Source organism: Rehaibacterium terrae (assembly GCF_014202935.1).
In the GTDB taxonomy this organism is placed as follows: Bacteria; Pseudomonadota; Gammaproteobacteria; order Xanthomonadales; family Xanthomonadaceae; genus Rehaibacterium; species Rehaibacterium terrae.
In genome coordinates this window covers 122,083-142,594 of the sequence record NZ_JACHHX010000004.1, presented here as the reverse complement: position 1 = coordinate 142,594, position 20,512 = coordinate 122,083, and the positions used below count along the sequence as shown (strand labels likewise).

Below are 20,512 nucleotides of genomic sequence, written 5' to 3'. Positions count from 1 at the left end.
ATCGCCATGCTTGCGATGGCGTCCCCACGGGGATTCGAACCCCGGTCGCCACCGTGAAAGGGTGGTGTCCTAGGCCTCTAGACGATGGGGACGGGATTTTGGTGGAGCCAGCCGGGATCGAACCGGCGACCTCTACAATGCCATTGTAGCGCTCTCCCAGCTGAGCTATGGCCCCACGCGCTGGAAAGACGAACAGCATAGCGGCGGTCAAAAAACTCGTCAAGCACCCCGCGTGCGATCCATGCCGTCAGGCGTAAGCGAGCAGGTCCGCATCGTCCTCGGGCGCGGCGGCCGCCAGTGTGCCGACGCTGTGCCCCTGCCCGGCCAGGTATTCCAGCCACTTGTTGAGGAAGGCGTTCATCCGCAGCCGGTGGTTGATCATGAGGCGCGAGGACGGGCGCAGCCCGAGCACGTCTTGCCAGTGCCGACCGACATAACAATGCGTGACTTCCGCCTGGCGCGCATCGCGGTAGAGACGGACATAGGCCGAAGGATCGGGCTGTCCGGTCAGCGGGTCGCGCAAGGCATAGGTCAGGCGTAGCTCGACGGTGTACGGATGCCGTTCGATCACGTCGAGCTGGAGGTCGAGTCCATCGCCGATGCTGGACACATAGCGGCCCCGCTCGAGGCGATCGGGATCGAACAGGCGCGTCAAACGCAGATGGTTCTCGCCGTACAGCCCCATCAACCAGGCGAAGCGGCTGAGGCGGGGCAGCTCGATGCGGTCGGCGACGGCGGACATGTGCGGATGCTAGGCCAGCAGCCGGCGCGCGCGCAACGCGGCAGACACGCCGCCGTCAGGTTATGGTGGGCATCGGCATCCCACTCGGCCGTCAGAACATGTGGCGGTGGATACCGAGCGATGCCAGCACCTTGCTGGCGATCTCCTCGATGGAGGTGTGCGTCGTGCTCAGCGCGGGGATGCCTTCCTGCCGGAACAACCGCTCGGCGGCGGCGACCTCGCGCCGGCATTGTTCGAGCGTGGCGTAGCGCGAATCTGGCTTGCGCTCCTGGCGGATCTGCTGCAGGCGCACCGGGTCGATGGTCAGGCCGAACAGCTTCTTGCGATGCGGCCGCAGCCGCTTCGGCAGTTCGCTTTCCTCCAGATCGTCCGGCGTCAGCGGATAGTTGGCGGCTCGCACGCCGTAGTGCAGGGCCATGTACAGGCAGGTGGGCGTCTTGCCCGAGCGTGACACGCCGACCAGGATCAGATCGGCGTCGTCGTAGTGCACGTCGATGCCGTCGTCGTGGCTGAGTGCGTAATTGGTGGCGTCGATGCGCCGTTCATAGGCGGCGAAATCCACCATGCCGTGAGCGTGGCCGACACGCGGCTGCCGTTTGACCCCGAGGATCTTCTCCAGCGGCTGGATGAAGGGGGTGAAGACGTCGAGCATGAGCGCCCCGCTTTCCGCCAGCGCCTCGATCAGCTGGCTGTCGACGACCGTGTTGACGATGATCGGCTGCTTGCCGACCCGCTCGCCCGCCTCGCGGATGGTCCGGGCCGCGGCACGCGCCTTGTCGAGCGAGTCGACGAAGGGGATCCGGCGCGTGTCGAACTCCACACCCTCGAACTGCGTCAGCAGGCTGTGGCCGATGGTTTCGGCGGTGATGCCGGTGCCGTCCGACACGTAGAAAACCGGGCGCATGTGGCTGATTCCTCCAGGGCAGCGGCGGCGCAATCCGCCGCCGACACATGAAATATCCGCAAAATCAAGCTTGTATGCGATTTCGCCGCGCCGCATCATACGCGTTTCCGGCGGCGCCCCGCGCCCGGACCGCCCTTTCCCCTCCAGGAGAATGACGTTGAACGCGAACGTCCTGTGGCTGCACGAGCTGCGTTTGTCCGACCTCGCCCAGGTCGGCGGCAAGAACTCCTCGCTCGGCGAGATGATCGGCAACCTGAGCCAGCTCGGCGTCTCCGTGCCTGGCGGCTTCGCCACCACGGCGCACGCCTTCCGCGAGTTCATCGCGTTCAATGATCTTTCCCAGCGCATCTTCGATCGCCTGGCGAAGCTCGACGTCGAGGACGTCGACGCACTGGTGCAGGCCGGCGCCGAGATCCGCGGCTGGGTGATCGACGCACCGCTGCAGCCCGCCCTCGACCGGGACATTCGCGAGGCCTACCGCAGGCTCTGCGCCGAGGCGGGTGGCGGGAACGTCTCGGTGGCCGTGCGCTCCTCCGCCACGGCCGAGGATCTGCCCGATGCCAGCTTCGCCGGCCAGCAGGAAACCTTCCTCAATGTCGTCGGCGAGGACGAGGTGATGCACAAGGTCAAGGAGGTCTTCGCCAGCCTCTACAACGACCGCGCCATCGCCTACCGCGTGCACCATGGCTTCAAGCACGAGGACGTTTTCCTCTCCGCCGGCATCCAGTTGATGGTGCGCTCGGATGTCGGCGCCTCCGGCGTGCTGTTCACGCTCGACACCGAGTCCGGCTTCCGCGACGTGGTGTTCATCACCGCCAGCTACGGCCTCGGCGAGAACGTCGTGCAGGGCGCAGTCAACCCGGACGAGTTCTACGTCTACAAGCCGACACTGCGTCAGGGGCGTCCGGCGATCCTGCGCCGCCAGCTCGGCAGCAAGCACATCCGCATGGTCTATTCGGACCAGCCGGGCGAGCGCGTGCGCAACGAGGACACGCCGGCCGGGCTGCGCGCAAAGTTCTCGATCACCGACGAGGACGTCCACGAGTTGGCGAAGCAGGCGCTGGTGATCGAGGAGCACTATGGCCGTCCGATGGACATCGAGTGGGGCAAGGACGGCCTGACCGGCAAGCTCTACATTCTGCAGGCGCGCCCGGAGACGGTGAAGTCGCGCGGCAAAGCCACGCAGATCGAGCGCTATCACCTGTCCAGCCGCGGCCCGGTGCTGAGCGAGGGCCGCGCCATCGGCCACAAGATCGGCAGCGGCGTGGCGCGGGTGATCCGCTCGGTGGCCGAGATGAACAAGGTGCAGCCGGGCGACGTGCTGATTGCCGACATGACCGACCCCGACTGGGAGCCGGTGATGAAGCGAGCCGCCGCCATCGTCACCAACCGCGGCGGCCGCACCTGCCATGCGGCGATCATCGCCCGCGAACTCGGCGTGCCGGCCGTGGTCGGCTGCGGCGACGCGCTGGAGAAGATCCCCGACGGCACCGAGGTCACGGTGTCCTGCGCCGAGGGCGACACCGGCTACATCTACGAGGGCAAGCTCGACTTCGAGGTGGCCACCACCGACCTGGAAAACATGCCCCCTGCCCCGCTCAAGATCATGATGAACGTGGGCAATCCCGAGCGCGCCTTCGACTTCGCCCAGCTGCCGCACCAGGGCATCGGCCTGGCGCGGCTGGAGTTCATCATCGCCCGCCAGATCGGTGTGCACCCGCGTGCGCTGCTGGAGTACGACCGGCAGCCTGCCGATGTCCGCGCCCAGATCGACCCGCTGATCGCCGGCTACGCCGACCCGGTGAGCTTCTACGTCGACCGTCTGGCCGAAGGCATCGCCACGCTAACCGCGGCCTTCGCGCCGCATGCGGTGATCGTGCGCCTGTCGGACTTCAAGTCGAACGAGTACGCCAACCTGATCGGCGGCAAGCAGTACGAGCCGCACGAAGAGAACCCGATGATCGGCTTCCGTGGCGCCTCGCGTTATGTGCATCCGGAGTTCCGCGACTGCTTCGCGCTGGAATGTCGCGCGGTGAAGAAGGTCCGCGACGAGATGGGCCTGACCAACTGCTGGGTCATGATCCCGTTCGTGCGCACGCTGGAGGAAGGCCGCGCGGTGATCGAAACGCTGGAAGCCAATGGCCTCAAGCGCGGCGAGAACGGCCTGAAGATCATCATGATGTGCGAGCTGCCATCGAACGCGCTGTTGGCCGAGGAGTTCCTGGAGATCTTCGACGGCTTCTCGATCGGCTCGAACGACCTGACCCAGCTCACGCTCGGCCTGGACCGCGATTCGGGCATCGTCGCCCACCTGTTCGACGAGCGGAACCCGGCGGTCAAGAAGCTGCTGTCGATGGCGATCCAGGCCGCCCGCGCCAAGGGCAAGTATGTCGGCATCTGCGGCCAGGGGCCGTCCGACCATCCGGATCTCGCCGAGTGGCTGATGCGGGAGGGCATCGAGTCGGTGTCGCTCAATCCCGACACCGTGATCGACACCTGGCTGCGGCTGGCCAAGCTCAAAGCCAGCTGATTCTCACCCTGCGCTAACTCCTGGCACGCTACCTTGGTGTGACTGCAAGGCCCCATCCGATGGGGCCTTGTCGTTCCGATGCCGCCTGTCCGCGAACCGGAGGAAGTCATGAAGACACTGACCCAGGCCACGCTGGCCGTCAACTGGATCGATCTGCTCCTGGTGTGGGGCTTGCGCCTGTTTGGCGCCCTGCTGATCGTCCTGCTCGGACTGTGGTTGGCCCGTCGGATGTCGAAGACGGTCGGCCGGTTGCTCGGCCGCACCTCGGTCGACCCGATCCTGCGCAGTTTCTTCGCCAACCTGGCCTATGCCGCCATCCTGATTCTGGTCATCGTGACCGCGCTGGATGCGGTCGGTGTGCCACCCACCTCACTGCTGGCGGTGGTCGGCGCCGCCGGCTTGGCGATCGGCCTGGCGATGCGCGATTCGCTGTCCAACATCGCCGCCGGGGTGATGCTGATCGTGCTGCGGCCGTTCCGTGCCGGCGATGTGGTCAAGCTGGCCGGTACCGATGGCGTGGTCGAGCAGGTTCGGCTGTTTCAGACCGTGATCCGCACTTTCGACAACCACGAGGTGATCCTGCCCAATGCCCAGATCGCCGCCGTGCCGATCATCAACTTCACCGCCCGCGAACAGCGCCGCATCGACATCCCGGTCGGCATCGGCTACGACGATGACGTGCGCGAGGCGCGCCGCGTGTTGCTGGCGATCGCCGCCGGACACGGGAAGGTGCTGACCGAACCGGCTGCCGACGTGGTGGTCACTGGGCTGGGCGACAACAGCGTCAACCTGGCCTTGCGCGCCTGGGTGCGCACGCCGGACTTCGCACCGACCCGCAGCGACCTGCTGGAGGCCGTGCACCGCGGACTGGGTGAAGCCGGCATCACCATTCCCTACCCGCAGCGCGACGTGCACCTGCACCTGCCGGATGCGATCGGGCAGGCAATCGGGCGGGTCAGCCAGCAGGCGGAGTGAGCGGCCTCTGCCGGTCGCGTGCGTCGACGCTCACTCCAGGCCGCCAAGCCGCCCCATGAAACGACGGTAATACCGCAACTCCGCGACCGAATCGCGGATGTCGCTCAGGGCGGTGTGTGCGGAGTCCTTGCTGAAGCCCTTGCCGACATCGGGAGCCCAGCGCCGGGCCAGCTCCTTGACCGTGCTCACATCGAGATTGCGGTAATGGAAGTAACGCTCCAGCCGCGGCATCAGACGATAGAGGAAACGGCGATCCTGGCAGATCGAGTTGCCGCACATCGGCGATTTGCCGGCCGGCACCCAGCGGGTCAGGAAGTCCAGCGTCAGCGCCTCGGCGCGCGCCAGATCGATGTCACTCTCCAGCACCCGCGCCCACAGGCCGGAACGGCTGTGCTGGTTGCGGTTCCACTCGTCCATCGCCTGCAGACGTCCGACCGGATGGTGGATCGCCAGCACCGGACCCTCGGCGAGCACGTTGAGCTCCTTGTCGGTGACCACGGTGGCGATCTCCAGGATGGAATCGGTGTCCGGGTCCAACCCGGTCATCTCCAGGTCGATCCAGATCAGGTGCTCTTCGTTGGGAAGGTTCGGTTGGCTCATGTGCTCGCCGGACACGGGAAAGGTCGGCATGATACTTCAGCCCGCCCTGCCCCCGGATGAGGCCTCGCCATGCCGCTGACCGACCCCCTCGGCCACTACCAGATCCTCACCGCCATGCTGGCCCCCGCCCTGCTGATGGCGGCGACCGGGTCGCTGCTGATCTCGGCCAACAACCGGCTGGCGCGGGTGGTGGACCGGTTGCGGGCGCTGGTGACCGACTGGGCGCGCTCCGAACCCGGGCAGCAGGCAGTGCTGGAGCCGCAGATCGCCCGCCATCGCCGGCGCAGCTATCACGTCCTGCGCGCCTGCGTGCTGTTCTACGTCGCATTGGGTTCGTTCGTCGGCACCAGCCTGGCGCTGGCGGTCGACGCCTTCACCGGTTTCGCGCTCGGCGAGTTGCCGACCGGCCTGGCCGTGTTCGGCACATTCTGCCTGCTCGCCGGCAGCCTGTTCATGGGGCTGGAGGTCAGCCTGGCGGTGCGCAGTCTCGACGACGAGCTGGATCATCAGCTCGGGCGCAGGAGTGATTCAGGGAGGGCCTGAGCAAGTCCATCCCGGACTTGCCCGGCCGCTGCGTGCCAACCATGGGCGCGGCGACGCTGGCTCGATCAGCGTCGCCTCAACCCGCCGCCTTGCCGCGCTTGCGGCGGAAATAGCCGGTCAGGCGTGCAGCGGCTTCCTCCGCCAGCAAACCGCCCTGCACCTGCACGCGATGGTTGTGGCGCGGATCGGCCAGCAGGTCGAAGACACTGCCGCAGGCACCGGTCTTGGGATCGCCGGTGGCGTAGACCACGCGGGCTATGCGTGCGTGCACCATCGCCATCGCGCACATCGCGCACGGCTCCAGCGTCACATACAGCGTGGTGCCGAGCAGGCGATGGTTGCCCAGGCGCAGGCCGGCCTGGCGCATGGCGACGATCTCGGCATGCGCGGTCGGGTCGTGCTCGGTGATGTTGCGGTTCCAGCCCTCGGCAAGCAGCGTGCCGTCGGCGCCGACCAGCACCGCACCCACCGGCACCTCGTCGTCCTCGGCCTCGGCGCGGTCGGCCAGCGCCAGGGCGTGGCGCATCCAGCGCTCATCGGACGCATCGATGGAGTCCGGAATCGTCATCTCAGGCTCAGCTTCGTTCAATGCCGGTGCTGCCAGACCGGCCGCGGATCGCCCGGCCCGCGAGCCCATGGCTCGCGGGCAGGCCGGCTACTCCCACTCGATGGTCGCGGGCGGCTTGCCGCTGATGTCATAAACAACGCGAGAAATTCCTCGCAACTCATTGATTATTCGGCGCGATACAAGATCAAGAAACTCGTAGGGCAGATGCGCCCAGTGGGCGGTCATGAAGTCGATGGTCTCGACCGCGCGCAGCGCGATGACCCACTCGTAGGCGCGGGCGTCGCCGACCACGCCGACCGACTTGACCGGCAGGAACACCGCGAAGGCCTGGCTGACCTTGTCGTACAGCCCGTGCCGGCGCAGCTCCTCGATGAAGATGTGGTCGGCGCGGGCCAGCAGCTCGGCGTATTCGGGCCTGACCTCGCCGAGGATGCGCACGCCCAGGCCCGGGCCGGGGAACGGGTGGCGGTAGACCATGTGGTGCGGCAGGCCCAGCTCGACGCCGACCCGGCGCACCTCGTCCTTGAACAGCTCGCGCAGCGGCTCGACCAGGCCGAGCTTCATGTGCTCGGGCAGGCCGCCGACGTTGTGATGGCTCTTGATGACGTGGGCCTTGCCGGTCTTGCTGCCGGCCGACTCGATCACGTCCGGGTAGATGGTGCCTTGCGCCAGCCACTTCACGTTTTCGATCTTGGCCGCCTCTTCCTCGAAGACCTCGATGAACAGCCGACCGATGATCTTGCGCTTGGCCTCGGGGTCGCTGTGGCCTTCCAGCGCGGCGAAGAAGCGCTCGCGGGCATCGACGCGGATCACCTTCACACCCATGTGCTCGGCGAACATCGCCATCACCTGGTCGCCTTCCTGCCAACGCAGCAGGCCGGTATCGACGAACACGCAGGTCAGCTTGTCGCCGATCGCGCGGTGCAGCAGTGCCGCCACGACGGAAGAATCGACGCCCCCGGACAGGCCGAGCAGCACGTGATCGTCGCCGACCTGCTCGCGCACGCGGGCGATCTGGTCCTCGATGATGTTGGCTGCGGTCCACAGCATCCGGCAGCCGCAGATTTCGTGCACGAAACGCTTGAGCAGCGCTCCGCCCTGCCTGGTGTGGGTGACTTCCGGATGGAACTGCACGCCATACCAGCGCCGCTCCTCGTCGGCCATCGCCACGATCGGCACCGACGGCGTGCGCGCGGTCACCTTGAAGCCCGGCGGCACCGCGCTGACGCGGTCGCCATGGCTCATCCAGACGTCCAATCGCGGCGGCGAGCCGGCATGGTCCTTGAAGCCGTCGAGCAGCGCGCAGGGCGAGATCACCTCGACCTCGGCGTAGCCGAACTCGCGTTCCACAGCGGCCTCGGTCTTGCCGCCGAGCTGCGCGGCCAGGGTCTGCATGCCGTAGCAGATGCCCAGGATCGGCACGCCCAGCTCGAAGACCTCCCGCGGCGCCTTGGGCGCATCCGGTGCCGTGGTGGACTCCGGTCCGCCGGAGAGGATGATGCCCTTGGCACCGAAGGCCACGATCTCGGCCGGGTCGTGATCCCAGGCCCAGATTTCGCAGTACACGCCGATCTCGCGGATGCGGCGGGCGATCAGCTGGGTGTACTGCGCGCCAAAATCGAGGATGAGGATCTTGTCGCTGTGGATGTCGGTCATTGACGGCAACCGGTAACGAGTAACCGGGAACCGGAAGGCGTTCCCGAGGGATTGGCTTGCATTCCGGTTACCGATTGCCGGTTACCGGTTTCCGACTACCACTCAGCTCATGCGGTAGTTCGGCGGCTCCTTGGTGATCTGCACGTCGTGGACGTGCGCCTCGCGGGTGCCGGCATTGGTGACGCGGACGAAGCTGGGCTTGCTGCGCATCTCCTCGATGCTGGCGCAGCCCACGTAGCCCATCGAGGCGCGGATGCCGCCGACCAGTTGGTGGACGATGTTGCGCAGCGGGCCGCGGTAGGGCACACGGCCCTCGATGCCCTCGGGGACGAGCTTGTCGGCGTCGGAGGCGTCCTGGAAGTAGCGGTCCTTGCTGCCCTTCTCCATCGCGCCCAGGCTCCCCATGCCGCGGTAGCTCTTGTAACTGCGGCCCTGGAACAGTTCGACCTCGCCGGGGGCCTCTTCGGTGCCGGCGAACAGGCCGCCGATCATCACGCACGAAGCGCCGGCGGCCAGTGCCTTGCCGATGTCGCCGGAGTAGCGGATGCCGCCGTCGGCGATCAGCGGGATGCGGTCCTGCAGCGCGTTGGCGACCATGCCGATGGCGGTGATCTGCGGCACGCCCACGCCGGCGACGATCCGGGTGGTGCAGATCGAACCCGGGCCGACGCCGACCTTCACCGCGTCCGCACCGGCATCCATCAGCGCCAGCGCGGCCTCACCGGTGACGATGTTGCCGCCGATGACCTGCAGGTTCGGAAAGTTCTTCTTGACCCAGGCCACGCGGTCGAGCACGCCCTGCGAGTGGCCGTGCGCGGTGTCGACCACCACCACGTCCACGCCGGCCTCGACCAGCGCGGCGACCCGCTCCTCGGTATCGCCACCGACACCCACCGCGGCACCGACCAGCAATTGCTCGTCGGCATCCTTGGCGGCGTTGGGGTTGTCGCGCGCCTTCTGGATGTCCTTGACGGTGATCAGCCCGCGCAGGCGGAAGGCCTCGTCGACCACCAGCACCTTCTCGATGCGGTGCTTGTGCATGAGCTGCAGCACCTCATCGTCGCTGGCGCCCTCGCGCACGGTCACCAGACGATCCTTCTTGGTCATGATGTGGCGGACCGGGTCGTCGAGCTTCCTCTCGAAGCGCATGTCGCGGCTGGTGACGATGCCGACCAGTTGGTCGCCGTCCACCACCGGCACGCCGGAGATGTTGCGCGCCCGGGTGAGCTTGAGCACCTCGCCGATGGTGGTTTCCGGGCCGACGGTGAACGGCTCGCGGATCACGCCGGCCTCGAAGTTCTTCACCTGCAGCACTTCGGCCGCCTGCTGCGCGACCGACATGTTCTTGTGGATGATGCCGATGCCCCCGAGCTGGGCCATGGCGATGGCCAGGCGGGCCTCGGTGACCGTGTCCATGGCGGCCGAGACGATCGGCAGATTGAGGCGGAGGCCGCGGGTCAGCCGGGTCGACAGGCTGACGTCCCTGGGCAGGACGGTGGAGTGCGCGGGAACGAGGGAGACGTCGTCGAAGGTGAGTGCTTCGGCCTGGATGCGCAGCATGGAGCGGCTCCGGGGGAATGAAGCGGCCCATTATACCCTGCCGGGCGGGACTCGATCTCAGTCCGCCGCCTCGGCCGCCTCCAGCGTGTTCTGCATCAGCGTGGCGACGGTCATCGGGCCGACGCCGCCGGGCACCGGGGTGATCCAGCTCGCCCGTTTGGCCGCCTCGGCGAAACCGACGTCGCCGCACAGGCGGCCATCCTCCAGCCGGTTGATGCCGACGTCGATCACCACCGCGCCCGGCTTCACCCACTCGCCCGGAATCAGGTTGGGCCGCCCCACCGCCACCACCAGGATGTCGGCCTGGCGTACCTGCGTCTCCAAGACGTCGCGCGGGGTGAACTTGTGGCAGCAGATCGTGGTGCAGCCGGCGATCAGCAGCTCCAGCGCCATCGGCCGGCCGACGTGGTTGGAGACGCCCACGATCGTCGCGGTCTGTCCGCGCACCGGGCGGTCGGTGTAACCCAGCAGCGTGGTGATGCCGCGCGGCGTGCACGGGCGCAGCCCGAACTGACGCAAGGCCAGATGGCCGACATTCTCGGGATGGAAGCCGTCGACATCCTTGCGCGGATCGATGCGCAGGATCAGCGAGGAGGCATCGCGGCGGTCGGGTAGCGGCAGTTGCAGCAGGATGCCGTGCACTTCGGGATCGGCGTTGAGCTTGTCGATCAGCGCGGCGAGATCCGCATCGCTGGTGCTCGCAGGCAGGTCATAGTCGATGGCGCGGATGCCCACCTTCTCGGCGGCGCGGCGCTTGTTGCGCACGTATACCTGCGAGGCCGGATCGGCGCCGACCAGGATCACCGCCAGCCCCGGTCGCGGCTTGCCGGCCGCCACCCGCGCCTGCACGCGCCCCGCCAGGTGGACGAGGAGTTCATCGGCGATGCGCTTGCCGTCGAGGATGCGTGCGGTCATGGGCCAGGCCCCGCTGGTAAAGTGCGGGATTATCCCCGATGCAGCGAGGAGACCGCCACATGAGCGACACCGTGTCCCCGGTGGTCGAGTACGAGGCCGCCGCCTTCCGGCGCCTGCTGGAACACCTGCGCCGGCGCAGCGACGTGCAGAACATCGACCTGATGATCCTCGCCGGCTTCTGCCGCAACTGCCTGGCCGACTGGTACCGCGAGGCGGCGGAGGCCGCGGGCGCGACGATGAGCCGGGAGCAGGCGCGCGAAGCGATCTACGGCATGCCATTCGCCGAGTGGAAGGCGAAATACCAGCGCGAGGCGACGCCGGAGCAGCTCGCCGCCTTCGAGGCGTCGCAAAAGAAGCATGGCTGAGATCGCGCCGTTTTTCGCCGCGATTCCGGCGCCGGTCGCGATCGGGCAGCGAAACGCATGCAGCGCGCGAGGCGCGGCGTGCGCGTCTCAGCCGGCCGCGCAGAACCGCTGGTAGTCGATATAGCCCGGGAACGGCTTGCCGGCAGCGCACACCGGACAGTCCGGGTCGGGCGACAGCCGCGTTTCGCGGAAGCGCATCGCCAGCGCGTCGAAGTGCAGCAGACGGCCGATCAGCGGCTCGCCGAACCCGAGGACCAGCTTGATCGCTTCGTTGGCCTGCAGCAGGCCAATGATGCCCGGCAGTACGCCGAGCACGCCGGCTTCGGCGCAGTTGGGCGCGAACTCGGGCGGCGGCGGCTCCGGGAACAGGCAGCGGTAGCACGGCGCCCTGCCGCGCTGGCGACCGGCGTCGAACACGCTCACCTGGCCTTCGAAGCGATGCACCGCACCGTACACCAGCGGCTTGCCCAGCTTCACGCAGGCATCCGACAGCAGGTAGCGCACGGCGAAATTGTCGGCGCCGTCGATCACCACGTCGGCATCGCCGATCAGGCGCTCGACGTTGGCGGCGGTGATGCGCTCGGCCAGCGGCTCGACGCGCACCCGCGGGTTCAGCGCGGCCAGCGTGGCGCGAGCGGACTGCACCTTGGGCAGGCCGACACGGTCATCGGTATGCAAGATCTGCCGCTGCAGGTTGCTGCGGTCGACCACGTCGTCGTCGGCCAACCGCAAGGTGCCGATGCCGGCAGCGGCGAGGTAGAACGCCGCCGGTGACCCCAGCCCGCCGGCGCCGACCAGGGCCACACGCGCCGCTTCCAGCCTGCGCTGTCCGGCCTCGCCGACCTCCGGGAGCAGCAGGTGGCGCGAGTAGCGCTGATAGAAATCGGTGTCGCCTTCCGGTCGCGACACCGGCAGGTTTTCCTCGACCCAGCGCGCGAAGCCGCCTGCCACCGAAGCCACCCGGGCATAGCCCCGCCTGGCCAGGCACTCGGCCGCGAGCAGCGAACGACGGCCGGAGGCGCAGATCAGCAGCACCTCCATCGCCGGCCGCGCCACATGCAGCCCGGGCTCCGCCTCGAGCGTGGCGCGCGGCACACGCAGGGCTCCCTCCGGGTAGCCGAGCGCGCATTCGTGCGTCTCGCGCACGTCGATCAGCAACGCACCGGCACGCTGCCGTGCCAGGGCCTCGCTGGGGGAGATCTGCGGAATGGTGGGCGCGCTCATGCGGCGATTATCGCTCTGCGGCCGGTCGAGTTCAGCGCGCGCCGAACTCGCCGTAGGGCAGCACGTGCACGAGCGCGCCCGCTTCGAGCGTCAGCGGCCCCTCGGGCAACACGATCAGCGCGTTCGCCTGCGCCGCCGCACGCAGCCGATGTGAGCCGGTCGCCGGGTCGGGATGGACGCGAAGCCCTCCGTGTTCATCGACCTCCAGGCGACCACGCCGGAATTCCAGCCGGCCATGCGGCTTGTCGACCGGGGCTGCAAGACGGGCCCGCCATGTCGCCCGCGCCTCGCTGCGTCCCTGCATCGCATCGAGCAGGGTCAGTGCAAGGGTGAGATAGGTCGCCAGCACCGACACCGGATTGCCGGGCAGGCCCAGCACCGGCGTGCCATCCAGACGACCGAACAGCACCGGCATGCCGGGCTTGATGCGCACCTTCCAGAACACGACCTCACCGTGCTGCGCGAGCACCGCGGGCAGCAGGTCCTTCTCGCCGGCCGACACGCCGCCGCAGGTCAGGACCAGATCGGCGCTGCGCGCGGCCGCGCGCAGGCGCTCGGTCACGGCGGCGCGATCGTCCGGCAAGTGCTGCGGGGCGGCCTGGATGCCTTCGCGCGCGAGCAGTGCCTGCAACATCGGCCCGTTGCTGTCGTGAATCTCGCCCGGACGTAGCGGCTCGCCGGCGGGACGCAATTCGTCGCCGCTGCTGAAGACCGCGACGCGCGGCCGACGGCGCAACGGCACCCGGCTGAAGCCGAGCGCGGCGAGCATGCCGAGGCGGACCGGTGTCACGACCTGCCCTGCATGCAGGACCACCTCTCCCCGGCGCACGTCCTCGCCGCGCCGGCGCACGTGCGTGCCGGGCGTGAGGGCGCACGCCGCGATCACCCGGCCATCGGCCAGCCGCGCCTCCTCCTTGATCAGCACACTGTCGGCGCCGGCCGGGAGCGGCGCCCCGGTGGTGATGCGCACGCACTCTCCGGGGCCGACCGCCAGATCGCGGGCGGGTCCGGCGTACTGCTCGCCGACCAGTCGCAGGGCCGACACCCCGTCCGCACGCAGGTCGGCGGCACGGACGGCGAAACCGTCCATGGCGGCATTGTCGAAGGGCTGCAGGTCGATCGGCGCGGTCACGTCCTCGGCCAGCACGCCGCCGAGCGCCTGCGCGAGCGGGATCGCCTCGGCGGGCACGGGTGTGGCCGCGTCGCGCAGCAGCGACAGCGCCTCGTCGAAGCCGATCCGGCCGATGTGGCTGCCGTTCATGACTGAATGCCGTGGCGGGCCAGATCCTCGGGGGTGTTCAGGTTGCCGAAGCGCAGCCCCGCGAAATCGACCCGGACCAGGCCGAGCCCCGCCTGCACACGGTGCACGGCGTAATCGCCGCCTGCCAGCGCCTGCGCGACCGCCGTCCGGCAGGCGGCGACGCGCCAGAGCGCAGCCAGCGGCTGCGGGCCGTCGTCATCGCGGGCGTAGGCGCCGGCCGCGTCGGCGCAGGCCGCACGCAGGCGCGCCGGCAGGTCTGGCGGCGGGTGCAGCAGATCGACCGGCACGGTCAGCAGCCAGGGCGTCGGACAGGCGGCGAGTAGCGCATCGATGCCGGCCAGCGGTCCCGGCCGGGTCGCAACACGGTCGGACACGGCAGGCAGGCCTGCCGCGGCGTAACGCTCCAGGTCCCGATTTGCGCTGATCCACGTGGACGACACCTGACCGGCGAATGCGCGCACGAGTCGCTGCACCAGCGGCTCATCGGCGAGTCTCAGCCAAGCCTTGTCGCGCCCGTGCAGGCGGGTGGCGGCGCCACCGGCGATGATGCCGAGGGTCAGCTCAGCCGGCGCGATCACTTGCGCTTGACGTGCCGCATCAGGCGGCGCTTGCGCTGGATCTGCCGCTCGGTCAGCTCGTTCTTCTTGCCCTCGTAGGGATTGCTGCCCTCGCGGAACTCGAAGCGGATCGGCGTGCCGACCAGCTTGAAGCGCTTGCGGAAGAAGTTCTCCAGGTAGCGCCGATAGCTGTCGGGCAACGAACGCAACCGCGTGCCATGCACGATGAATACCGGCGGATTGGAGCCGCCCGGGTGGGCGTAGCGCATCTTCGCCGCATGACCGCGCACTGCCGGCGGCGGGAAGCTGTCGTAGGCGATTTCCAGCGCCTTGGTCACTTCCGATGTGGTGAATTCGCGCGTCGCCGAGGCATGGGCGCGATGGATGGCGCGGAACAGCTCCTTCAGGCCCGAGCCGTGCTTGGCGGAGATGAACACCACCTCGGCCCACTCCACGAAGGCGAGCTTGCGGCTCAGCAGCGCCTGCACCTGCTCGCGCTGATACGTGCTCAGCCCGTCCCACTTGTTGACCGCGACCACGAGCGCGCGGCCGGATTCGAGCACATGACCGAGCACGGTGGCGTCCTGGTCGGTGACACCCTCGCTGGCGTCGAGCATGACCACCGCGACCTCGCACACGGCGATGGACTGCAGGGTCTTGATGACGCTGAACTTCTCGATCGCCTCCTCGACCCTGGACTTGCGGCGGATGCCGGCGGTGTCGATCAGCCGGTACTTGCGGCCATCGCGCTCCAGGTCCACCGCGATCGAGTCGCGGGTGGTGCCCGGCACGTCCGAGGCGATCATCCGTTCCTCGCCGAGCAGGCGATTGACCAGAGTGGACTTGCCCACATTGGGGCGGCCGACGAAGGCGATGGCGATGCGCTCGGGATCGTGCTCGAGCACGGCGGCGTCGCCATCTTCCGGCAGACGCGCCAGCACCTCGTCGAGCAGGTCGTCCAGGCCCTGCCGGTGCGCGGCCGAGACCGGCAGCACCACCGGCAGGCCGAAACGGGCGAAATCGGCCAAGGCGGCGTCCTCATCGACGCCGTCGATCTTGTTGATCACCAGCAGGACCGGCTTGGCGGTCCTGCGCAACCAGCCGAGGATGTCCTGGTCCAGCCCGGACGGCCCCTCGCGGCCGTCGACCACGAACAGCACCAGGTCGGCCTCCTCGGCGCCGGCCCGCGCCTGCTGCGCGGTCAGCCCGGCCAGCCCTTCGTCCTCGCCGGCGATGCCGCCGGTATCGACGAGGACGAACTCGCGGCCCTCGATCAGCCGGCACACCCCGTAATGACGGTCGCGGGTGACGCCTGGCTGGTCGTGCACCAGCGCGTCGCGGGTGCGCGTGAGCGCGTTGAACAGCGTGGACTTGCCGACGTTCGGGCGCCCGACCAGCGCAACCAGGGGAAGCATGGCGGGAACTCCGGGTACGGGCTCACGGACCGCCGAGGCGGTAGGCGGCCAGTTCGCCGTAGGTATCGATCGCCACGAGGATGCCCTCCGGCGAAACCTGCGGCGTGGCGCGGATCGGCTCCTTGCCCAGGCGGACGCGGGCCGCCAGCTCGCCGTTGCCGAGCCGCAGCCAGTGCAGATAGCCCTGGAGGTCGCCCACCACGGCGTAGTCGCCCTGCACCGCCGGCGTGGTCAGCCAGCGGTGCGCCAACGCCTCCTGTCGCCACAGTGCGCTGCTGCTGTTGCGGTCGATCGCCCAGACGCTGCCGGCCTTGTCTGCGACGACCAGGCGGTCGCCGAGCAGGGCCAGCCCCGCGTAGCTGCCGGTGTCGCGGGTCCACAGCGGGCGGCCGTTGGCGGCGTCCATCGCCAGCATCTGGCCCTTGAAGCTGATCGCGAAGACCTCGCTCAGGCCGACCTGCAGATCGCCATCGACGTCGGCCATGCGTTCCAGCTCGCTGCGCCCGTCCGGTTCGGCGACCACCTGCTCCCAGACGCGCAGGCCGTCCTGGACACGCAGGGCGACCACGGTGCCGTCGTCGTAACCCAGGTACACCAGTCCCTGACCGAGGACCGGCGAGGCATTGCCGCGCACGGTCAGCGCCGGGATGCCGCGATCGAAGACCCAGCGCCGCGCGCCCTCGCCGAGGTCGAGCCCGAAAACCCGGCCATCGTTGCTGCGCACCACCGCCATGCCATGGGCAAGAAGCGGGCGTGAAATCACCTCGGAGGACACGCGGGTACGCCAACGCTCGGCACCGCTGTCGGCATCGAGCGCGAGCACGTCGCCGTCGAGACTGCCGACCACGACGAAACCGCCGGCAGCGCCGGGGCCGCCGGAGAGCCGCATGCCGGTCTCACTGCGCCACAACTCGCGTCCGCTCTCCAGATCCAGGGCCACGACCCGGCCCTGCAGGGTGGCGGCATAGACGCGCCCCTCCACGACCGCAGGGGCCTGGCGGATCCAGAGCCGGCGCTCGCCCTTGCCGAGCCGGAGGGACCACAGCTTGTCGACACCGACGCTGGGCGCGAAGTCGGTCAGCTCCGCCGGCGCATCGACATTGTCCTTGCTGGACGAGCCGAACCACTTGCCGACACGGGTACCGCAACCGGCCAGCAGGGCGGCGCAGACGAAGAGGACGATCAGGCGACGCATCATGCTCACGACTCCGCCGACCCGGCCGCAGCCGCCAGATCGTCATGTTTCATCTGTACGATCGGACGCGCCGGCGCGGCGGCGTCCATGCGCGTCAGGGCTTCCTGGTAGGCCGCCAGCGCTTCGCCGGCACGCCCCAGGGCGAGATGGGCATCGCCGCGCAGTTCATGCGCCAGCGCCGCATAGGCGTCGCCCACGCGCGCCAGACGGGTCAGGGCCTGCTCATGGCGGCCCAGGGCGATCTCCAGACGGGCGCTGCGCAATTGCAGGAGCTCGTTCAGGGCCGGGTCGGGACTCTTTCCGCTGGCAGCCTCGAGCGTGGCCAGGGCGGCCTCGTTCTCGCCGGCCGTCGCCTGCGCCTCGGCCAGACGCAATGCAGCCAGGACCGCGTACGGTGTATCCGCATAGCCTTGGGCCAGCGTGCCGGCGAGCGCCTGGACGGTGTCGCGCTCGCCGCGTTCGGCGGCCTCGACCAGTGCCTCGTAGTGGGTGGCCGCGGTGAGTCGGTGCTCGACCCGGCTGCCCTGCCACCACTGCCAGCCGAAGATCATGGCCACACCGAGCGCGACGCCGGTGACGATGGTGCTGCCGTTCTGCCGCAGCCAGTTGCGGACGCGTTCGCCCTGTTCGAGTTCGTCTAGTTCGCTCATGAGCCTCAGGGCCCGGACGGGTCATCCGGGCATCGCAAGGAGAAATTTGGAAGAGTCGCCGGAATCAGCCGCCGACGGGCGCCAGCGTGCCGTCGGAGGATACCGTAAACCGTGCGACGTTGGCCCGGCGGTAGGCGCTGAAGTCGACCTTCCTGCCTGCCTGCCGGACTTCGACCGCCTCGGCATTGCCCAGCGTGATGCGAGCCACCTGACCGGGGGCATAACGGCGCTCGCTGCCGGGGCCCAGCAAGGCCTGTTCGAGGCGGGTGCCGTCGGCGGCGAAGATCTCGACCCAGCTCGGACCGTTGAAGCTGAGCACCAGCCAGTCCGGCGCAACCTCGGTCGGCGCGTCCGCGGCGGACTCGTCCGCCGCCGCCGGCTTTGCGTAGAACGGCGCCAGCGAGGCCACGACCGGGTGGTCGGCCTCCCCCCGCTGACGTGCCGGAGCAGATTCGCCGTCCGGAATCAGCGCAGCGATGTCGGTCAGCGGCGCCTGCCCTCCTGGCGGCACGTCCAGGGGGCTGAGGTTGACGCGGGCGATCTCGGGCGCCTCCTGCGTCGCATACCAGATCACCGGCAGCACGATCGCGCCGGTCAGCACGACGTAGACGGCACGGCGGGCCAGCCGGTCGGTCAAGCGCTGCAGACGCGTGCTGGGCGCCATCGCCACCAGCGGTGGCGGCGCGCTGCGGCTCTGGCGGCAGGCGTCGTCGACGATGTCCGGAGCCAGCCCGAGCAGGCGGGCGTAGGCGGTGCAGTGGCCGCGGACGTAGATCGCCGCGCCGAGCGCACTGTAGTCGTCGCGCTCGATGGCCTCGACCACGGCCACGGGAATCTTCAGCCTTGCGGCCGCCGCCTCGACGCTCAGCCCTTGGGCCGCACGGGCCTCACGGAAGCGCGAGCCGGGCGAGCGGGAGGCGTTCTCGTTGTCTGCGCTTGGGTCCGGGGTCATGGCGTCCTGGGAGAATCAGGCGAGGTCGGGCGGTAATCGGGAAACTCGGCGCGCAAACGTGCACGATAACGGTTTGCGGCGGCGTTGTCGCCCAGTCCGTCCTCGATGCGCGCGGCCAGCTCCAACGCGCCGGGGTCCGGCGGACCGCCCGCGAGCCGGCGCTGGGAGAAGGCCCGCGCCCGCAGCAGGTCACCCCTGGCGTAGCTCAGGACGGTGAGCTGGTGCAGGCTGTCCAGGTGACCCGGGTCGATCTCCAGCACACGCCGGAAGAACTCCTCGGCCTGGTCGAGACGACCGGCGAGCAAGGCACAGTTGCCGGCGTTGGCGAGCGCGGCCACAGGCGTGCGGTAGAAGGGATCGTCGAGCGCGCGGACGAACCACTCCCCGGCTTCGGCCGGGCGGCCGTTGCGACACAGCCAGGCACCGTAGTTGTTGAGGATGGCGCCGCGTTCGGGAGCCAGACGGACCGAGCGGCCGTAGTGCTCTTCGGCCAGCGCGGCGCGGCCGATCCGTTCGTACAGCACGCCGAGCAGGCTGTGCGCGTCGGCGGAGCGCGGATCGTGACGCAGGGCCTCCTGCAGGCGCTGCAGGGCGATCTCGTGCATGCCCTGCTCCAGATACTGCTGGCCCATCGCGACATTCTGCATGGCCAGGCGTGCGCGCTCGTCGCTGGCACCTGGACGAGCTCCGCCGCCGGCGCAGCCGGCCAGCAGCGCCGCCAGCGCCAGCATCGACAGGTCACGCAGCCTCATGCGAGAGCCCTTCCCGTTCGAGTTTCTTGCGGAACTCGGCTTGCCGGCGGGTGCGATCCATGACCTGCCCCTTCAACTGGCCGCATGCGGCATCGATGTCGTCGCCACGGGTGCGGCGGACCATGGTGAGCACTCCGGCGTCGAGCAGGATCTTCTGGAAGGCGCGGATGGTCGCCTCGTCGCTGCGTTCGAAGCGCGTGCCGGGGAAGGGGTTGAACGGAATCAGGTTGACCTTGGCCGCGTCCGCGTACTGCACTTCGTTGCAGAACCTTCGCATCAGTCGAGCCAGCTCGCGTGCGGTGGCCGGGTCGTCGTTCACGCCCTTCATCAGGGTGTATTCGAAGGTGATGGACTCGCCCTTCCGTCGCTGGCGCAGGTAGCGGACGCAGGCGGCCATCAGCTCGGCGATCGGATACTTCCTGTTCAGCGGCACCAGCTGGGTGCGCAGCTCGTCGTTGGGCGCGTGCAGCGATACCGCCAGCGCGACGTCGCTCTCCGCGCCGAGCCGGTCGATCATCGGCACCAGGCCGGCGGTGGACAGCGTGACGCGCTTGTTGGCCAGGCCGAAACCGAGATCGTCACGCATCAGGCTCATCGCCCGCACGACGTTGTCGAAATTCAGCAGCGGCTCGCCCATGCCCATCATCACCACATTGGTGAGCTTGCGGTGGACGTGGGCCCGGTTGCCAAGGTGCCTGGAGGCCACCCAGACCTGACCGATGATCTCGGCGGTCGAGAGGTTGCGGTTGAAGCCCTGGGTCGCGGTGGAGCAGAACTGGCAGTTCAGGCCGCAGCCGACCTGGCTGGACACGCACAGCGTGCCGCGGCCCTTGTCGGGGATGAACACGGTCTCGATGGCATTGCCCGCGTCCATCCCGAGCAGCCACTTGTGGGTGCCGTCCGCCGAGGGCTTGTCGAACTGCACGCTCGGCGGGCGGATCTCGGCGTGGGTTTCGAGCTTGGCGCGCAGCGCCTTGCCCACGTCGGTCATCTGCGAAAAGTCGGTGACGTGCTGGTGGTAGATCCACTTCATCACCTGGTGGGCGCGGAAGCGCTTCTCGCCAAGGGTCTCGGCGAAGAAGCGCTCCAGCCCCGCGCGATCGAGGTCGAGCAGATTGGTCCTGGCGGCGGCCTCGGTCACGGCATCA

General features: G+C 68.9%; 20 protein-coding genes and 2 tRNA genes. 4 read left to right on the top strand and 18 right to left on the bottom strand.

From position 1 onward, the window contains the following. Positions 1–16 precede the first annotated feature (16 nt). The 4 genes from HNQ58_RS04185 to ppsR form a co-directional block, all read right to left on the bottom strand. Positions 17–92 (bottom strand) — tRNA-Glu (locus HNQ58_RS04185). 7 nt (positions 93–99) lie between these two features. Continuing rightward, positions 100–175 (bottom strand) — tRNA-Ala (locus HNQ58_RS04180). A gap of 72 nt (positions 176–247) precedes the next feature. Beyond that, complete coding sequence (locus HNQ58_RS04175) at positions 248–742, bottom strand: DUF1249 domain-containing protein (protein ID WP_183947530.1); 495 nt, start codon at positions 740–742, stop codon at positions 248–250. A gap of 91 nt (positions 743–833) precedes the next feature. Continuing rightward, entirely contained in the window at positions 834–1,655 is an 822-nt protein-coding gene (gene ppsR / locus HNQ58_RS04170; RefSeq protein WP_183947602.1) for a posphoenolpyruvate synthetase regulatory kinase/phosphorylase PpsR, read from the bottom strand. 148 nt (positions 1,656–1,803) lie between these two features. Here ppsR and ppsA point away from each other — a divergent pair, with 148 nt between their 5' ends. Both ppsA and HNQ58_RS04160 read left to right on the top strand, forming a co-directional pair. Next, positions 1,804–4,176 carry a phosphoenolpyruvate synthase gene (gene ppsA / locus HNQ58_RS04165; protein WP_183947529.1) on the top strand — a complete coding sequence of 791 codons (2,373 nt, stop codon included), beginning with the start codon at positions 1,804–1,806 and terminating at the stop codon, positions 4,174–4,176. A 108-nt stretch (positions 4,177–4,284) separates the two neighbouring features. Continuing rightward, complete coding sequence (locus HNQ58_RS04160) at positions 4,285–5,151, top strand: mechanosensitive ion channel family protein (RefSeq protein WP_183947528.1); 867 nt, start codon at positions 4,285–4,287, stop codon at positions 5,149–5,151. A gap of 30 nt (positions 5,152–5,181) precedes the next feature. Here HNQ58_RS04160 and orn read toward each other — a convergent pair whose 3' ends face one another. Then, positions 5,182–5,751, bottom strand: coding sequence for an oligoribonuclease (orn, locus tag HNQ58_RS04155; protein WP_183947527.1), 570 nt, complete (start codon positions 5,749–5,751; stop codon positions 5,182–5,184). Between the two features lie 69 nt (positions 5,752–5,820). On the opposite strand from orn, the gene HNQ58_RS04150 reads away from it, so the two are divergent. After that, on the top strand, positions 5,821–6,294 hold the full coding sequence (locus HNQ58_RS04150; protein ID WP_183947526.1) for a DUF2721 domain-containing protein: 474 nt from the start codon (positions 5,821–5,823) through the stop codon (positions 6,292–6,294). Between the two features lie 76 nt (positions 6,295–6,370). On the opposite strand, the gene tadA is transcribed toward HNQ58_RS04150, so the two are convergent. The 4 genes from tadA to folD form a co-directional block, all read right to left on the bottom strand. Further along, on the bottom strand, positions 6,371–6,862 hold the full coding sequence (tadA, locus tag HNQ58_RS04145; RefSeq protein ID WP_183947525.1) for a tRNA adenosine(34) deaminase TadA: 492 nt from the start codon (positions 6,860–6,862) through the stop codon (positions 6,371–6,373). Between the two features lie 87 nt (positions 6,863–6,949). Then, positions 6,950–8,518 (bottom strand): glutamine-hydrolyzing GMP synthase, encoded by a 1,569-nt coding sequence (guaA, locus tag HNQ58_RS04140; RefSeq protein ID WP_183947524.1) that lies wholly within the window; start codon positions 8,516–8,518, stop codon positions 6,950–6,952. Positions 8,519–8,620: 102 nt separating this feature from the next. After that, positions 8,621–10,078, bottom strand: a complete 1,458-nt coding sequence (gene guaB / locus HNQ58_RS04135) for an IMP dehydrogenase (RefSeq protein WP_183947523.1) — start codon at positions 10,076–10,078, stop codon at positions 8,621–8,623. Between the two features lie 57 nt (positions 10,079–10,135). Further along, complete coding sequence (gene folD, locus HNQ58_RS04130) at positions 10,136–10,993, bottom strand: bifunctional methylenetetrahydrofolate dehydrogenase/methenyltetrahydrofolate cyclohydrolase FolD (RefSeq protein WP_183947522.1); 858 nt, start codon at positions 10,991–10,993, stop codon at positions 10,136–10,138. Between the two features lie 59 nt (positions 10,994–11,052). Here folD and HNQ58_RS04125 point away from each other — a divergent pair, with 59 nt between their 5' ends. Continuing rightward, positions 11,053–11,358, top strand: a complete 306-nt coding sequence (locus HNQ58_RS04125) for a DUF1244 domain-containing protein (protein ID WP_183947521.1) — start codon at positions 11,053–11,055, stop codon at positions 11,356–11,358. Between the two features lie 87 nt (positions 11,359–11,445). On the opposite strand, the gene moeB is transcribed toward HNQ58_RS04125, so the two are convergent. The 9 genes from moeB to rlmN all read right to left on the bottom strand — a co-directional run bounded on the left by moeB (position 11,446) and on the right by rlmN (position 20,505). Further along, positions 11,446–12,582 carry a molybdopterin-synthase adenylyltransferase MoeB gene (gene moeB, locus HNQ58_RS04120; RefSeq protein ID WP_183947520.1) on the bottom strand — a complete coding sequence of 379 codons (1,137 nt, stop codon included), beginning with the start codon at positions 12,580–12,582 and terminating at the stop codon, positions 11,446–11,448. A 31-nt stretch (positions 12,583–12,613) separates the two neighbouring features. Next, on the bottom strand, positions 12,614–13,843 hold the full coding sequence (locus tag HNQ58_RS04115) for a molybdopterin molybdotransferase MoeA (RefSeq protein ID WP_183947519.1): 1,230 nt from the start codon (positions 13,841–13,843) through the stop codon (positions 12,614–12,616). After that, positions 13,840–14,421, bottom strand: a complete 582-nt coding sequence (mobA, locus tag HNQ58_RS04110; RefSeq protein ID WP_183947518.1) for an NTP transferase domain-containing protein — start codon at positions 14,419–14,421, stop codon at positions 13,840–13,842. The genes HNQ58_RS04115 and mobA overlap by 4 nt, the downstream gene beginning before the upstream one ends. Beyond that, entirely contained in the window at positions 14,418–15,815 is a 1,398-nt protein-coding gene (gene der, locus HNQ58_RS04105) for a ribosome biogenesis GTPase Der (protein WP_183947517.1), read from the bottom strand. The genes mobA and der overlap by 4 nt, the downstream gene beginning before the upstream one ends. A gap of 22 nt (positions 15,816–15,837) precedes the next feature. Beyond that, the gene (bamB, locus tag HNQ58_RS04100) at positions 15,838–17,013 is read right to left on the bottom strand and encodes an outer membrane protein assembly factor BamB (RefSeq protein ID WP_183947516.1); all 1,176 of its coding nucleotides are present in this window, start codon (positions 17,011–17,013) and stop codon (positions 15,838–15,840) included. Between the two features lie 2 nt (positions 17,014–17,015). Beyond that, complete coding sequence (locus HNQ58_RS04095) at positions 17,016–17,660, bottom strand: YfgM family protein (protein WP_183947515.1); 645 nt, start codon at positions 17,658–17,660, stop codon at positions 17,016–17,018. Between the two features lie 64 nt (positions 17,661–17,724). Beyond that, positions 17,725–18,612, bottom strand: a complete 888-nt coding sequence (locus HNQ58_RS04090) for a RodZ domain-containing protein (protein WP_183947514.1) — start codon at positions 18,610–18,612, stop codon at positions 17,725–17,727. Further along, positions 18,609–19,364, bottom strand: coding sequence for a type IV pilus biogenesis/stability protein PilW (gene pilW / locus HNQ58_RS04085; RefSeq protein ID WP_183947513.1), 756 nt, complete (start codon positions 19,362–19,364; stop codon positions 18,609–18,611). Before pilW ends, HNQ58_RS04090 begins: the two co-directional genes overlap by 4 nt. Beyond that, positions 19,351–20,505 (bottom strand): dual-specificity RNA methyltransferase RlmN, encoded by a 1,155-nt coding sequence (gene rlmN, locus HNQ58_RS04080; protein WP_409616852.1) that lies wholly within the window; start codon positions 20,503–20,505, stop codon positions 19,351–19,353. Before rlmN ends, pilW begins: the two co-directional genes overlap by 14 nt. Positions 20,506–20,512 lie beyond the last annotated feature (7 nt).